Annotated in this window: 13 protein-coding genes; 6 read left to right on the top strand and 7 right to left on the bottom strand. The window is 71.3% G+C overall.

Annotated elements, in window-relative coordinates:
- Positions 1 to 36 precede the first annotated feature (36 nt).
- A complete protein-coding gene (locus IE317_RS34200) occupies positions 37 to 1,425 on the top strand; it encodes an AAA family ATPase (RefSeq protein WP_191315509.1) in 1,389 nt (462 codons plus the stop codon).
- Here IE317_RS34200 and IE317_RS34205 read toward each other — a convergent pair.
- Entirely contained in the window at positions 1,411 to 2,817 is a 1,407-nt protein-coding gene (locus IE317_RS34205) for a M1 family metallopeptidase (RefSeq protein ID WP_191315510.1), read from the bottom strand. The two genes, IE317_RS34200 and IE317_RS34205, sit on opposite strands and share 15 nt — an antisense overlap.
- 125 nt (positions 2,818 to 2,942) lie before the next feature.
- Here IE317_RS34205 and IE317_RS34210 point away from each other — a divergent pair, with 125 nt between their 5' ends.
- Positions 2,943 to 3,689 carry an alpha/beta fold hydrolase gene (locus IE317_RS34210; RefSeq protein ID WP_191315511.1) on the top strand — a complete coding sequence of 249 codons (747 nt, stop codon included), beginning with the start codon at positions 2,943 to 2,945 and terminating at the stop codon, positions 3,687 to 3,689.
- 105 nt (positions 3,690 to 3,794) lie between these two features.
- Here the strand turns inward: IE317_RS34210 and IE317_RS34215 are convergent, their stop codons facing one another.
- The 5 genes from IE317_RS34215 to IE317_RS34235 form a co-directional block, all read right to left on the bottom strand.
- Positions 3,795 to 4,751, bottom strand: coding sequence for a peptidoglycan recognition protein family protein (locus IE317_RS34215; protein ID WP_191315512.1), 957 nt, complete (start codon positions 4,749 to 4,751; stop codon positions 3,795 to 3,797).
- A gap of 63 nt (positions 4,752 to 4,814) precedes the next feature.
- The gene (locus IE317_RS34220; protein ID WP_191315513.1) at positions 4,815 to 5,690 is read right to left on the bottom strand and encodes an A/G-specific adenine glycosylase; all 876 of its coding nucleotides are present in this window, start codon (positions 5,688 to 5,690) and stop codon (positions 4,815 to 4,817) included.
- Between the two features lie 9 nt (positions 5,691 to 5,699).
- Entirely contained in the window at positions 5,700 to 6,632 is a 933-nt protein-coding gene (locus tag IE317_RS34225; protein WP_191315514.1) for a glycosyltransferase, read from the bottom strand.
- Positions 6,633 to 6,677: 45 nt separating this feature from the next.
- Positions 6,678 to 7,169, bottom strand: a complete 492-nt coding sequence (locus IE317_RS34230; protein ID WP_191315515.1) for a beta-class carbonic anhydrase — start codon at positions 7,167 to 7,169, stop codon at positions 6,678 to 6,680.
- A 100-nt stretch (positions 7,170 to 7,269) separates the two neighbouring features.
- On the bottom strand, positions 7,270 to 8,370 hold the full coding sequence (locus IE317_RS34235) for a LacI family DNA-binding transcriptional regulator (protein WP_191315516.1): 1,101 nt from the start codon (positions 8,368 to 8,370) through the stop codon (positions 7,270 to 7,272).
- 180 nt (positions 8,371 to 8,550) lie between these two features.
- Between IE317_RS34235 and IE317_RS34240 the strand changes: the two genes are divergently transcribed.
- From IE317_RS34240 to IE317_RS34250, 3 genes are read left to right on the top strand one after another with little or no spacing between them, the layout of a single operon-like run.
- Positions 8,551 to 9,459, top strand: a complete 909-nt coding sequence (locus IE317_RS34240; RefSeq protein ID WP_191315517.1) for a metal ABC transporter solute-binding protein, Zn/Mn family — start codon at positions 8,551 to 8,553, stop codon at positions 9,457 to 9,459.
- A 2-nt stretch (positions 9,460 to 9,461) separates the two neighbouring features.
- Complete coding sequence (locus tag IE317_RS34245; protein WP_191315518.1) at positions 9,462 to 10,307, top strand: metal ABC transporter ATP-binding protein; 846 nt, start codon at positions 9,462 to 9,464, stop codon at positions 10,305 to 10,307.
- Positions 10,308 to 10,310: 3 nt separating this feature from the next.
- Positions 10,311 to 11,192: a metal ABC transporter permease gene (locus tag IE317_RS34250; RefSeq protein ID WP_191315519.1), complete on the top strand. Its 882-nt coding sequence runs from the start codon at positions 10,311 to 10,313 to the stop codon at positions 11,190 to 11,192.
- A 28-nt stretch (positions 11,193 to 11,220) separates the two neighbouring features.
- Here the strand turns inward: IE317_RS34250 and IE317_RS34255 are convergent, their stop codons facing one another.
- On the bottom strand, positions 11,221 to 12,429 hold the full coding sequence (locus tag IE317_RS34255; protein WP_191315520.1) for a DUF445 domain-containing protein: 1,209 nt from the start codon (positions 12,427 to 12,429) through the stop codon (positions 11,221 to 11,223).
- Positions 12,430 to 12,744: 315 nt separating this feature from the next.
- Between IE317_RS34255 and IE317_RS34260 the strand changes: the two genes are divergently transcribed.
- Positions 12,745 to 13,665, top strand: a complete 921-nt coding sequence (locus IE317_RS34260) for a hypothetical protein (RefSeq protein ID WP_191315521.1) — start codon at positions 12,745 to 12,747, stop codon at positions 13,663 to 13,665.
- The last annotated feature ends 38 nt before the right edge of the window (positions 13,666 to 13,703 follow it).

Genomic DNA, 13,703 nt, shown 5'->3' on the forward strand with positions numbered 1-13,703 from the left:
TGTCGGCGGGGTGTGACCCGTGCCACTGTTGAGGGCATGGGGAGTACCGAGCGCGCTCTCGCCGCCGACCTCGCCCGGATCATCCGCGCCACCGCGGACGAGGTCGCGAGCGGCGAGGGCAGCGAACTGATCGGGCGGGTGACCGGCCACCTGGGGGCGTCGCTGCCGGAAGTGGTGGTGGTGACCCGCAACTGGCCGATGTGGGAGCACGCCAACCTCCAGCGCGGGGTCGACGCCTACCTCGCCGAGCACGGCACGGCCGTCGACTGGTTCGGCGTCGCGGGCGGCCAGCGCACGCACGAAGACCTGATCGGGATGCTCGCGGTCGCGCGCAGGCAGGGCATGTACGAGCTCGGTTCGGTGGACTACACGACCACGGCGACCGGGCCGGAAGACGCCACCGAAGCCGTCCAGCTGGGGCTGGTGGGCACGCACGGCCCCCGCGGGGAACCGGTGCTGCTGGCCATCCGCGGGCCGAACCCGCAGTGGGGGATGGAGCAGTGCCGGCTGGAGGTCCTCGCGACCTCGCGGGCGACGGCCACGGAAGTGCGCAACCGCGTCGAGCGGCTGATGGCCGAGCACGACGTCCTGCGGGGGCAGGTGCTGGCCTTCGGCACCAGTGAGCACCGCGGCAACGAGCTGCTCACGTTCCTCCCGCGGCCCACGCTGACCGGCGACGAGGTGGTGCTGCCGGAGGGCGTGCTCGAGGCGATCGAGCGGCACGCGGTGGGCATCGCCGAACACGGCGAGCGGCTGCTGGCCGCGGGCCAGCACCTCAAGCGCGGGCTGCTGCTGCACGGCGCGCCCGGCACCGGCAAGACGCACACGGTCCGCTACCTGATGGGCCGCCTGCCGGGGACCACGGTGCTCATCCTGACCGGCGCGGCGATGAAGTTCGTGGGCAAGGCGGCCGAGCTGGCGCGGCGCCTGCAGCCGAGCGTGGTCGTGCTCGAGGACGTCGACCTGATCGCGCAGGACCGCAGTTACGGGCCGATGGTCCAGCCGCTGCTGTTCACCCTGCTCGACGCGATGGACGGCGTGGGCGGCGACGCCGACGTGACGTTCCTGCTCACCACCAATCGGGCGAGCGAGCTGGAGAAGGCCCTCGCCGACCGGCCGGGCCGCGTCGACCTCGCCGTCGAGATCCCGCTCCCGGACGCGGCCGGCCGCGAAGCGCTGCTGCGGCTGTACGCGCGCGGCCTGACGCTGACGGCGGATCTCGGCCCGGTGGTCGAGGCGACGGCGGGGATGACGGCGTCGTTCGCGAAGGAGCTGCTGCGGCGAGCGTCGCTGCTGGCGCTGGCCGCGCGCCCGGACGAGGACGTCGTCGTCGGCGACGAGGAGTTGACGACGGCGCTGCGGGACATGCAGGACGCCCGCAACGCGCTGACGCGGTCGTTGCTGGGCAGTTCAGCTGCGCAGTGAGCCGGGGAAGAGGTCGGCGTCCGCGGGGAGCTTCGTGCCGCGGAACCAGGTGTCGAAGAACGCCCGCAGGTCCTTGCCGCTGATCCGCGTCGCCATCGCCTCGAAGTCCGGCCAGGTCGCGTTGCCGTGGCGGTAGCGGGACGGCCACTCGCGCAGCAGCTTGCCGAACGCCGGGTCGCCGATTTCGCGGCGGAGAGCGTGCAGCGCCAGGATGCCCTTGTTGTAGACACCTTCGAACTCGTGGCCCTGGCCCATGCCGACCAGCTTCTGCGCCCAGAAGTCCGTGCTGCCGCGGGTGATCTCGATGGCCGCGCGGTAGCGGTCGTCCAGGTTCTGGCCCTCGCGCTCGGCCCACAGCCACTGCGAGTAGGACGCGAAGCACTCGTTCAGGCAGATGTCGGACCAGCTCTTGACCGAGACCGAGTCGCCGAACCACTGGTGGGCGTTCTCGTGCACCAGCGTCGGCAGGTCGGCCCACTTCGCGTACGTCGGCCGGGTCTGCGTCTCGAGCGAGAACGGTACTTCCTCGTTCAGGAAGATCCCGCCCGCCGCCGACTGCGGGTACGGGCCGAACTTGCTGCTCAGGAAGCCGAGCACCTCCGGCAGGCGGTCGCCGATCGCCCGGCGGGCTTCGGCGCCCGGCGCGTACGCCGAGACCACCGGGGTCCCGTCCTTCAGTGTCGACCTGTCGACATCGAACTTGCCGATCGCGATCGTCGTCAGGTAGGTCGCCACCGGGTTGGGCTCGGTCCAGGTGCCCGGCGGTCCCTCGCGGCCGTTCGAGAGCACCGTCCAGCCGGCCGGGACGTGCGCGGTGAGCGTGAAGGTCGCCTTGTCGCGCGGGGTCTCGTTCGCCGGGTACCAGAACGCCGCCGAGTGCGGCTCGCCGACCATGTACGCGCCGCCGTCGGCCGAGTGCTTCCAGCCGTTCTCGCTGCCACCGTCGCGCGGGGTCTTGGCCGGGTCGCCGCCGTAGCGGACCCGCGTGCGGAACGTCGTCCCGGCCCGGATCGGCGCGGGCGGGGTGATGACCAGCTCGAAGGCCTTCTCACGGCTGAACTTCGCCGGCTTGCCGTCGACCTCGACGCCGTGCACGTCCAGCCCGCGCAGGTCGAGGTCGAAGCGGCTCAGGTCTTGGGTGGCCTTCGCGGTCACCGTCGTGTCGCCGTCGAGGTGCCCGCTCGGCGGGTCGTACTTGACGTCGACCTGGTAGCCGAGCGTGTCGTACCCGCCGTTGCCGTCGTCGGGGTAGTAGGGATCGCCGGCGCCGGACGCCCCCGGTACGGGGTGCATGGGCGGCGGCGGAGGTGCCGCCGTGACGGCGTCGCCGCCGCACGCCACGGCGAGGACCGCCGCGGCGCAGACAGCCAGGGCGGTGAGTCGGCGGCGCATGTCCACCACCATAGGAGACACAGCGAAGCGCAGCTTCTCGGTTGAGGTGGTGGTGGGGCGGGGTGGGATGCTTTGCGAGCGGTTGGTCACGTTCTGCACCAGGGGTTTTGTGGTTAGGTGGCCGCGTGCTCTGTTTCGGCGGCAGCGGTGTGCCGATCGTTCTGCTCCACGGTCTGATGGGCCGGGCGCGGACGTGGTGGCGGGTCGCGGAGTGGCTCCGGCCCTACGGCGCGGTGTACGGCTTCGACGCGCGCGGCCACGGCAATGCCCCGCGCGTCGGCCCGTGGACGACCGAGCGCTTCGCCGACGACATCGCCGAAGCGCTGCGGACGCTCGACGCGGGTCCGGCGGTGCTGATCGGGCACTCGATGGGTGGCCTGCACGCCTGGGCGACGGCCGCGCGGCACCCGGAGCTGGTGCGCGCGGTCGTGTCGGAGGACTTCGCGCCGGACCAGCGCGGCCGGACCGTCGAGACCTGGCGCGGGTACTTCGAGAGCTGGCCGGTGCCGTTCTCCTCGCTCGACCACGTCCGCGAGTTCTTCGGCGACGCGGGCAGCTACTTCGCGGACTGCGTCGAGGAGCGTTCCGACGGGTTCCACCTGGTCGCCGACCTGGAGGACCTGTACGTCATCGCCGCGGAGTGGGGGCGCCGGGACTACTGGGACGTCGTCGAGGCGATCCGCTGCCCGCTGCTGCTGGTCGAGGGCGAGCACACCGCGATGCCACCCGGCCAGCAGGCGGAAGTCGCTTCGCGGGTGCCCGGCGCCCGCCACCTGGTGGTCCCGGGCTCGGCCCACCTGCCCCACGACGAGGCCCCGGAGATCTACCGGGGTGCCGTCGAGGCCTTCCTCAGCCAGGTCCTGAACCGGTGACGGCGAGAAGGACGGTGCACCGCGCGCGCCGTTGAGCTCGGCGCACCGACCACCTCGCCGCCACTTCCCCGTGAAAGGGGCACTTTCACGGGAAAGTGCCCCGGCTCAGGTTCGGGTGAGGTCCGCTCGCCAGGCCGCCGCCGAGCGGTCCGCGGGAACGATCAGCGGCCAGACGTCCGCACCGAGGAAGCCCGTCTCGTCGGTCACCTTGGTGGCGGTGCACGTGTGGCGCGGCAAACCGGCCTGATCGGACAAAGCGGCCACGGCGTCCTTTGTGGACTGCCCGAAGACGCCGTCCGTGGGGACGCCGAAGCCGGACGCGCGCAGGAACTGCTGCGCAAGCTGCACCGTCCGGCCCGTGTCGCCCGGCTTGAGCAGCGGCCACTCGGCCTCGGCCCGCGCCACCGGGACGCCGAGGACGCGGCCGACGGCCGTCCGCAGTTCCGGCAGCCGGTTGTAGAGCACCTGGCCGGGGCACTCGGTCGAGTTGAAGTCGCGGTGGCCCTTGATGAATTCCGGCGCGATGCCGTACTGGCTCGCGATGTAGGCGACCAGCGAGACCAGCGAGTTCCACAGCGCCGGCGGCACGTCCACCGTGCTGTAGAGGCCCTCGTTCTCGATGCCGATGACCTCGCTGTTGTGGTTGCCGACGTTCGCGCCCTGCACGTGCCGCGTGCCGCCGCGCAGGATTTCCAGGCTGCGGTGCCGTCCTTCGGTGATGAACCCGCCGCGGCTGTTCGTGAACTGCTGGCCGCTGTCGATCCAGCCGTTCTTGTCCATGTGCAGGTTCTGGATGAACCGCGAGACGTAGTAGGCGCGCGCCAGCGAGAAGTCGTCGTTCATCGGCGGGTCGACCGCGTGGTGCACGACGATGTAGGTCGGCTTGTGGTTCTCCACCACGATGGTGCCGGTGGCGGGCCGGGCGCCCCAGTCGGACGTCGGGTGGATCGCCGGTTCCGGAACGGCCGCGCCGGCCGTTCCCGTGGTCGTCATCCCCAGTGCGCCGGCCGCGGTGGCGGTCACCCCCGCCTTCAGCAGGGTCCGGCGGTCAACAGTGACCATGCGGAAAACGGTAACTCCGCAGCGCGCCATTGACAACTATTGACCAACTTTGGTTGTAGCGCGTCAGTGTTCACCCGGCAGGGCGAAGTGGCCGTCGCGGGTCTGCTCCAGCAGCCCGTCGACGAGCAGGGAGTCCAGGCAGCGGTCGCGCTGGCCGCCGTCGTGCCACACGAGGTCCAGGCGCGCCTTCTCGACCGGGCCTTCGCTGCCGCGCAGCACGTCGAGCAGCCGCCCGCGGACGTACCGGTCGGTGCCCGCGTACCGCTGCACCGGCTTGGCCGGCCCGGTGTACTCCGGCCGTCCGGCGTGCTGCCACGCGCAGGCGTCGTAGATCGGGCAGTCCGCGCACTTGGGGGCCCGCGCGGTGCAGATCAGCGCGCCGAGCTCCATGATCGCCGCGGAAAACTTCGCCGCGGGCGCGTCTTCGGCCGGCAGCAGGGCCTCGACGTCGGCCATGTCCCGGGTGGTGGACGCGGGCCCGGCGTCCCCGGCCCCGTGCACCGCCCGCGCGACGACCCGCCGCACGTTCGTGTCGACGACCGGCGCCCGCCGCCCGTAGGCGAACGCGGCGACGGCCCGCGCGGTGTAGGCGCCGATCCCCGGCAGCGCGAGCAGAGTGTCCACATCGGACGGAACGACGTCGCCGTGCTCGCGGGCGATGACGGCCGCTGTGTCGTGGAGCCGCAGCGCCCGGCGCGGGTAGCCGAGCTTGCCCCAGGCCCGCACGACCTCGCCCTGCGAAGACGCGGCCAGCGCCGAAGGGACCGGCCAGCGCGCCATCCACTCGTGCCAGATCGGCTGCACCCGGACCACGGGGGTCTGCTGGAGCATGATTTCGCTGACCAGGACACCCCAGGCCGAGCAGGTGGGCTCGCGCCACGGGAGATCCCGGCCGTGCGCGGAGAACCAGTCGAGCAGTACGTCAGCGTCCACAGCCACGCCGGGAGGCTACTTCGCGTACTTCGGCAGCTCGCGGGCGACCTCGTCCGGCGACGGCATGGCGGCGATCTCCGCGGCGATCGCGCGAGCCGCGTCGCGGCAGGAGGACGCCTTCCGCGCCTGTTCGGCGACGGCGTCGGCGGTCAGCTCACCGGGCAGGAGGCGCCGGGCGGCGCCGGCGGCGACGAGCGCGTCGGCGTTGGCGAACTGGTCGGCGCCCTGGGGCAGGACGAGCTGCGGGACGCCGGCGGCAAGCGCGCCGAGGGTGGTGCCGCTCCCGCCGTGGTGCACGACCAGCTCCGCCCGCGAGATCGCCGCGGCCTGCGGTACCCAGGCCCGGGTCGTCACGTGGGCCGGCTGCGGCCCGAGGGGCACCCCGCCGGTGGCCACCACGACGTGCGTGCCGAGCGTGGCCAGGCCTTCGATCGCCGTCTCGAGCACCTCCGGGGTGCCGAACGCCGTGCCGAGGGTCAGGTAGACCAGCGGGCCCCGGAAGTCGCCCGGCTCGGCGAACGGCACGGGCCGCACCGGGATGCGCTCGCCGGCGAGGAAGTCCGCGTCCTGCAGCGACGGCGGGCAGATGTCGAGGTGCACGCCGCCGGAGGGGCGCTCGAACCCGATGTCGCGCGGGAACATCCGGCCGAACCCGTGCCAGAGCGCCGGGATCCCGGCGCGCCGGGCGGCCACGGCCACCTCGGGAACGCCCCACCCGTGCACGACCAGGTCCGGGCGCAGCCGCTTCAGGTCCGGCTCGAGGTCTTCGGCGTAGATCTCGTAGAACGAATCCGCGGGCCGGAACGGGTTCAGCCCTCGCAGCGCCTCGTGGACGTGCTCACCGGCGGCGAAGTGCACCTCGTGCCCGATGTCCCGCGCCGCGGCCGCGAGCGGGACCATCGGGAACGTGTGGCCGGCCGACGCCAGCCCGGCGAAGAGAATGCGCATGCCGCCCCCATCCGGATGATTGCAACATCCGAATGCTAGCGGCCGCTACTCGACCTCGGTGAGCTTCCCGGTCTTCACGTCGTAGACGAACCCGCGGACGTTGTCCGTGTGCGGCAGGTATGCGCTCCGCCGGACGCGCTCCACCGACGTCCGGACGCTGTTTTCGACGTTGCGGAACGCTTCGACCGCCCAGGTGGGACGCAGGCCGGTGGCTTCCTCGAGCTCGTCCTTGAAGTCGTCTTCGGTGACCATCGAAAGGCCGCACTCGGTGTGCTGCACGATCAGCACCTCGCGGGTGCCGAGCTTGCGCTGCGAAAGGGCCAGCGAGCGGATCATGTCGTCGGTCACCACGCCGCCCGCGTTGCGGAGGACGTGCGACTCGCCTTGCAGCAGACCGAACAGCTCGAACACGCGGATCCGGGCGTCCATGCAGGTCAGGACGGCTACCTGCAGCGAGGGCTTCGGGGACGACCGGTCACCCGGCGTCACCTCGCCGAGTTCCTGGTTGCGCTTGAGCAATACGTCGATCGAGGTCATCGGTCACCTTCCGGCCAGTGGCCCCGCGGCGCGGGCGTACCACTCCATTTGACCGGGTGACTACCCAGCTGAGCAATGCGTTAAGAGCAATGTCACCAGCTCAGCCGCCGAACCACGGCTCGTCGACGGTCCTCGGCGGGCCCGACGTCCGCCCGACCCGCAGCTCGGTCGGCAGGGTGATCGTCTTGGGCGCGCTCCGCTCGCCCGAACTGAGCAGCAGCCGTCCGGCCGTCTTGCCCTTCTCCAGGACCGGCTGGTGGACCGTGGTGAGCCCGATCCGCTCGGCTTCGGCGATGCCGTCGAAGCCGGTCACGGTCAGGTCCTGCGGCACCCGCAGCCCGCGGCGCTCGGCCTCGGCCATGGCGCCGAGCGCGAGGATGTCCGAGGTGCAGATGACCGCCGTGATCTGCGGGTACGCGTCCAGCAGCTGGCGGGCCGCGGACGCGCCGTCGTCCACCGTGTGGTCGAAGCGCTCGACCACCGGGACGCCCGCCCAGTCGACGCCCGCCGCCGAGAACGCGACGGCCAGCGCCTCCAGCCGGGTGCGCTGGACGTGGAAGTGCGCACCGCTCTGCCGCGTCGCGGAGACGAAGTCGTCGTTGCGCTCGCGGGCCAGGCGCATGCAGATCACGCCGACCTGCCGGTGTCCCAGCGTCACCAGGTGCTCGGCGATCTTGCCGACGGCGGCGGCGTCGTCCGGGCCGACGCGGTCGATGCCTTCGAGGCTCGGCTGGTCGATGATCACCGTCGGCACCGGGCGTTCCAGCACGGCGGCCAGGTGCGGGTCGTCGTCCGGGACGGAGTAGACGACGAACCCGTCTACGCCCGCGCGGTGCACCGCGGCGACGTCCTCGCGGCCGGGGCTGGCGGGCACCAGGTGCAGGCCGACGCCGGCGTCTTCGCAGGCCAGCGCCAGTCCTTCGAGCACGCCGACGGCGGCGGGGTCGCGGAAGGCGTAGGAGAGGTTCTCGGTGAGCAGCAGCCCGACCGCGCCCGCCTTGCGCGTGCGCAGGGAGCGGGCGACCGGGTCGGGGCCGGGGTAGCCGAGGCGTCGCGCGGTCTCGAGGACGCGGCGGCGCAGTTCCGGGGACAGCTGGTCCGGCCGGTTGTAGGCGTTGGACACCGTGGTCCTGGACACACCGAGCTCCGCCGCGAGCGACGCCAGCGTCGCCTGCCTCCGGGTGCGAATAGGACGTCCCATCAGCAAACCGTAACGGTTCAGATCGAATTCATGAAGAGACACCCCGCGTGGTCGATGTCTCGATCCGCATGCACGAAGACGCATACACCAAACCGAGAGCGGATGGCCAGGAAGTCATCCGGATGGGGTAAGGTGAATCTGACAACGGTTTCCATTAGCGTCTGTGTCAGGAGTCTTCCGATGAGTTCCCGCACCAGGAGCGTCCTCGCGGCCGCTTCGGCCCTGTCCGTGTTCGCCTTGGCCGCGTGCTCCGGTGGGACGTCCTCCGACGGCGGCGGCGCGCAGGCGGGCAGTGACGGCAAGGTGAAGGTCGTCGCCTCGACCGACGTCTGGGGCAGCGTCGCCAGTGCCGTCGGCGGCGAGAACGTCGAGGTCAAGGCCATCATCCACGACCCGTCGGCCGACCCGCACTCGTACGAGACGACGGCGGACGACGCCCTCGCGGCGAAGGGCGCGCAGCTGCTGCTCTCCAACGGCGGCGGGTACGACGAGTTCTTCGGCAAGCTCACCGAGCAGGCGGGGAACGCGAAGAAGCTGGTCGCCTACGACATCGCCGCGACCGGCGACGAGAACGAGCACGTCTGGTACGACCTGCCGGGCGTCGACAAGGTCGCCGACCAGCTCGCCGCGCAGCTGGGCGAGCTCAAGCCGGCGGCCAAGCAGCAGTTCGCCGACAACGCGACCGCGTTCAAGGCGAAGGTCGACGCGCTCGAGAAGCGGCTCGAAGAGCTGGGGACCACCCACCCGGGCACGAAGGTCGTCGTCACCGAGCCGGTCGCGCACTACCTGCTCGCGAGCGCGAAGATCGCCGACGCGACGCCCAAGGCGTTCTCGGACGCGGTGGAGAACGACACCGACGTCCCGGCCGACGCCGTCAGCGCCTACAAGCAGCTCATCGCCACCAAGCAGGTCAAGGCGCTGGTGAACAACGAGCAGACGGTGACGCCGCTGACCCAGGACGTCGTCAAGCAGGCGAAGGACGCCGGGATCGGCGTGGTCGGCGTGACCGAAACGCTCCCCGCGGGTGTGACGGACTACATTGGCTGGATGACCGGGGAAGTCGACGAGCTGGCTGGGGCGTTGAAGTAGCCATGCCACCCATCTCCGACGACGTGCGCCCCGCGGTCCGGGTCCGTGGGGCGGGCCTCGCGTTCGGCCCGCGCACCCTCTGGTCCGGGCTGGACCTCGTCGTCGAGCCGGGCGAGTTCGTCGCCGTGCTCGGCCCGAACGGTTCCGGCAAGAGCAGCTTCCTCAAGGCGCTGCTGGGCATGCAGGACCTCTCGGCGGGCACGGTCGAGATCGCGGGTGGCCGCCCGGGCGGCGCGAACCGCAAGATCGGGTACATCCCGCAGCAGCGCGCGATCGACGAGTCGCTGACGCTGCGCGGCGTCGACCTGGTCGGGCTGGGCCTCGACGGGCACCGCTGGGGTTTCGGGTTCCCGGGCATCGCGGCACGACGTCGTCTCGTCGCGTCGGCGATTGCCCACGTGGGAGCGACGCGGTACGCGAAACAGCCGGTCGGCCGGCTGTCCGGCGGCGAGCAGCAGCGGCTGCGGGTGGCGCAGGCCCTGGTCGGCGACCCCGAGGTGCTGCTCTGCGACGAGCCGCTGCTCTCGCTCGACCTCGCGCACCAGCGCGCGATCAGCGAGCTGATCGACTTCCGGCGGCGCGCGGCGGGCACGGCGGTGCTGTTCGTGACCCACGAGATCAACCCGGTGCTGCCGTTCGTCGACCGCGTGCTCTACCTGGTCAACGGCCAGTTCCGGATCGGCAAGCCGGACGAGGTCATGACCACGGCCACGCTGTCGGAGCTGTACGGCACCCGCGTCGAGGTGCTCAAGGTCGGCGGCCAGATCCACATCGCGGGCGCGCAGAGCGCGTTGTGCGAGGCCGAGCCGCACCACCACGAACACGACGTCGAAGAGCAAGTGGGCTGAGTCTTGGATCTGTTCGACTTCGGCAAGACCTGGGAACTGATCACCGAGCTCGACGGCGTGCGGACGGCACTGCTGGCGGCGGCGATCCTCGGCCTGGTGGCGGGGGTGCTGGGCCCCCTGATCGTGATGCGGCGGATGTCGTTCGCGGTGCACGGCACGTCCGAGCTGGCCTTCACCGGCGGCGCGGCGGCCCTGCTCCTCGGCATCGGCGTCGAGTACGGCGCCCTGATCGGCGCGGTGGTGGCGGCGCTGCTGCTGGGCATCCTCGGCGCGCGCGACGCCGACCGCGACTCGGTGATCGGCGTGATCCTGTCGTTCGGGCTCGGCATGGGCGTGCTGTTCCTGTCGTTCTACAAAGGACGGTCCGGGAACAAGTTCGGCATCCTGACCGGCCAGATCATCACGATCGACTCGACGAACCTGACGTTGTTCGTGGTGTCGTCGGTGGTGGTGCTGGCGGTGCTGGCGCTGGTCTACCGGCCGCTGCTGTTCGCTTCGGTGGACCGGAACGTGGCCGTGGCCCGCGGCGTCCCGGTGAAGACGCTGACGGTGGTGTTCGCGCTGCTGGTGGGCGTCTCGACGGCGCTGAGCGTGAAGGTGGTCGGGTCGCTCCTGGTGGTGGCGCTGATGGTGACGCCCGCCGCGGCGGCGGCTCGCGTGACGGCGTCACCCTGGAAGGCGACGGTGCTGTCGGTGGTCTTCGCCGAGGTGTCGGCGATCGGCGGGATCGTCCTGTCCCTGGCGCCGGGGTTGCCGGTGAGCGCGTTCGTGACCGCGATTTCGTTCCTGATCTACGTGGCCTGCCGGGTGCTCGCCTGGCAGCGCGACCGCCGGACCCGGGTCCGCTCGGTGGACCCCGCCCCGGACCTGGTCGCCGCGGCCTGAGGCGGCACTTTCACGTGAAAGTGCCCCTTTAGCCGAGCATCAGCAGGACCTGCAGCTCGCCCACCACGAACCCGATCACCCCGCCGACGGCGATCAGCTTCCACTCGTCCTGCCGGAACGCCGGCCGCAGCAGGCCCTCGAACTCCAGCGGGGTCAGCGCCAGCATCCGCTGCTCGATCACCTTCGCCACGTCCATCGCCTCGGTGAGGTACCCCTCGGCGTACCGGGCCGTGTCCGGCAGCTGCTCCAGCGCCTTCCGGGCGGCCGCGTGCTTCATCTCGCGCAGGCGCGTGCCGCCCACCGTCCAGGCCAGGGGCATCTGCGCGTCGACCGTTTCCGACACCAGGTGCTCCACCCGCGCCGCCAGCCGGTCGGCGCGGGGGCCGCGCAGGATCGCGTCCAGCAGGTTCCGGACGGTCAGGACCTCGGTCGCGATCAGCTCGCCGTACTGCCGCGCCACCTCGGCCCGGCGGCGCTGGAACTTGCCCTGGAAGATCACCCGGCCCATGCGCACCGGCTCGCGCGGGACGAAGATCAGCTTGATGGCCAGCCAGTCCGTGCACAGCCCGATGACCCCGCCGAAGATCGGCAGCACCCACGGTTCGCGCGTGAGCGCCCACACGATCGTCTGCACGAGCCCCAGCCCGAACCCGAAGTAGACGCCCATCCGCGCGATGAACGCCATCTCCGGGCGGGACGTTTCGCGGATCAGCCGGACCAGCAGCTTCTTGTCGCGGGTCAGCTGCTGGACCGTCATGTGCTGGACGTCGAGCACTTCGTCGAGGTGCTCGCGGACGTCGTCGAGGAAGTCCCGCACCAGCCGCGGCGCCGACGCCTGGACCTGCTTGACCAGCATTTCCTGGGCCAGCGTCGGCATGACCTCCCACAGCCGCGGGTGGTGCTCGGCCAGCACCTCGCGCGCGATGTGGCCGACCGCGCGCAGCAGCGGCTGTTCCAGCTCGCTGGTGATGATCACCGGGTCGATCCGCTCGAGGACTTCGCGCAGGTCGAGCAGGTTCGCCGTGAGCAGTTCGGTGGCGACCGCGGCCATCCGGCCGCCGTGCTTCGGGACGACGCCCTGCCAGCCGAGCAGCGGCGGGATCCCGACGAACTCGAGCGGCCGGAACATCATCTCGATGGCGACGCGCTTGGTGACGTACCCGATCAGCGCGGCGACGAACGGCATCGCCGCGTACAGCGGCCAGTGCAGGGCGAGGTCGTGCAGGACAGCGTCCATTCCGGCCTCCCTCCCGGTCCCGAGAGCGAAACCGTACCGGCTACCCGAGCAGGGCGAGCACCTGCAGTTCACCCACCAGCCCACCGATGCGCGGGTAGAAGATCATCTCGAGGGCGAGCCAGTCCGTGACGAAGCCCGTGACGAAACCGAAGACCGGGATCCGACGTGCCAGCGCGCGCCGAGGTCGGCGAGTATGTCCACAATGGCCTCCGCGGTCGGGCCCCGGAACGCCATGCGTCACCGGGGGTTCCCATATCCGTGATGCATCCGTTTGGCGGTACGCATCGAAGGACCCTTGCTCATTAAGGTGGCCCGATGGTCGCGCCTGAGAAGCCCCAGTCCGCCCCGAAGACCGCCCAGTTCGCCGTGGGTGTCCGCGGCTACAACCAGCGCCAGGTCGACGAGCGTCTCGCCGAGCTGACCAAGGAGCTTCGCGAGACGTCCCGCAACCGCGACGACGCCGTCGCGACGTCCGCTGATCTGACGAAGGCGCTCGCCTACGCGCAGAAGGAGCTGGCCGAGACGAAGGCCGCCCTGGCCAGGATGAGTTCGAGCCCGTCCGGCGCGGGCGCGATGGCCGAGCGCGTCCGGATGATGATGCAGCTCGCCGAAGAGGAGATCGCGGACCTCCGCGCGGCGGCCGAGGCGGATGCGGCCTCCACCCGCGACCAGGCGGACAAGTACGCGCACGAGACCCGCCGCACGGCCGACAAGCTGGCGAAGGACGCGGAGGAGGAGCGCGCCCGCCTGCTGTCGGAGGCGAAAGCCGAGATCGAGAAGCTGAACGCGGCGGCCGGGGCGAAGAGGGTCGAGCAGGCCGCGGCGGCCGAGCGAGCCCGCAAGGAAGCGGACGCGGCCGCCGAGGCGGCGGCGGCTTCGCTGCGCGAGGAGGCGGACCGCGTCGCGGCGGAGGAGCTGGCGGCGCGGAAGAAGGCCTTCGAGGAGGAGTTCGCGCGGAAGAAGCAGGAGACGGAGGCGGCGCTGGCTTCGGCGCAGAAGTCGCAGGCCGCGGCGGACGAGAACCGGAAGCTGGCACTGGACCTGCGCGCGAAGATCGCGGAGCGGATCGCGGCGACGGATGTGGCGGTGAAGGAAGCCATGAGGTTGCTGGCGCCTTCGGAGGACGCGCCTGGTGGGGGTGCCCCGGCGAAGGGGGATCGGAAGCCGACTCCGGCTCCGGCTTCTGCTCCTGCGGCGAAGGCCTCGGCTCCGTCCGCTGCTTCGGCGAAGGCTTAGTTATCCACATCGGGTTGGGTTGTCCACAGATTTGCTGG

It is taken from the genome of Amycolatopsis bullii (assembly GCF_014654205.1).
In the GTDB taxonomy this organism is placed as follows: domain Bacteria; phylum Actinomycetota; class Actinomycetes; order Mycobacteriales; family Pseudonocardiaceae; genus Amycolatopsis; species Amycolatopsis plumensis.

What these genes read in the sequence shown, in the direction of transcription:
- IE317_RS34200 (WP_191315509.1), top strand. Translation starts at nt 37, where the DNA reads ATGGGGAGTACCGAGCGCGCTCTCGCCGCCGACCTCGCCCGGATCATC.
- IE317_RS34205 (WP_191315510.1), bottom strand. Translation starts at nt 2,817, where the DNA reads ATGCGCCGCCGACTCACCGCCCTGGCTGTCTGCGCCGCGGCGGTCCTC.
- IE317_RS34215 (WP_191315512.1), bottom strand. Translation starts at nt 4,751, where the DNA reads ATGGTCACTGTTGACCGCCGGACCCTGCTGAAGGCGGGGGTGACCGCC.
- IE317_RS34225 (WP_191315514.1), bottom strand. Translation starts at nt 6,632, where the DNA reads ATGCGCATTCTCTTCGCCGGGCTGGCGTCGGCCGGCCACACGTTCCCG.
- IE317_RS34230 (WP_191315515.1), bottom strand. Translation starts at nt 7,169, where the DNA reads ATGACCTCGATCGACGTATTGCTCAAGCGCAACCAGGAACTCGGCGAG.
- IE317_RS34235 (WP_191315516.1), bottom strand. Translation starts at nt 8,370, where the DNA reads ATGGGACGTCCTATTCGCACCCGGAGGCAGGCGACGCTGGCGTCGCTC.
- IE317_RS34240 (WP_191315517.1), top strand. Translation starts at nt 8,551, where the DNA reads ATGAGTTCCCGCACCAGGAGCGTCCTCGCGGCCGCTTCGGCCCTGTCC.
- IE317_RS34245 (WP_191315518.1), top strand. Translation starts at nt 9,462, where the DNA reads ATGCCACCCATCTCCGACGACGTGCGCCCCGCGGTCCGGGTCCGTGGG.
- IE317_RS34255 (WP_191315520.1), bottom strand. Translation starts at nt 12,429, where the DNA reads ATGGACGCTGTCCTGCACGACCTCGCCCTGCACTGGCCGCTGTACGCG.
- IE317_RS34260 (WP_191315521.1), top strand. Translation starts at nt 12,745, where the DNA reads ATGGTCGCGCCTGAGAAGCCCCAGTCCGCCCCGAAGACCGCCCAGTTC.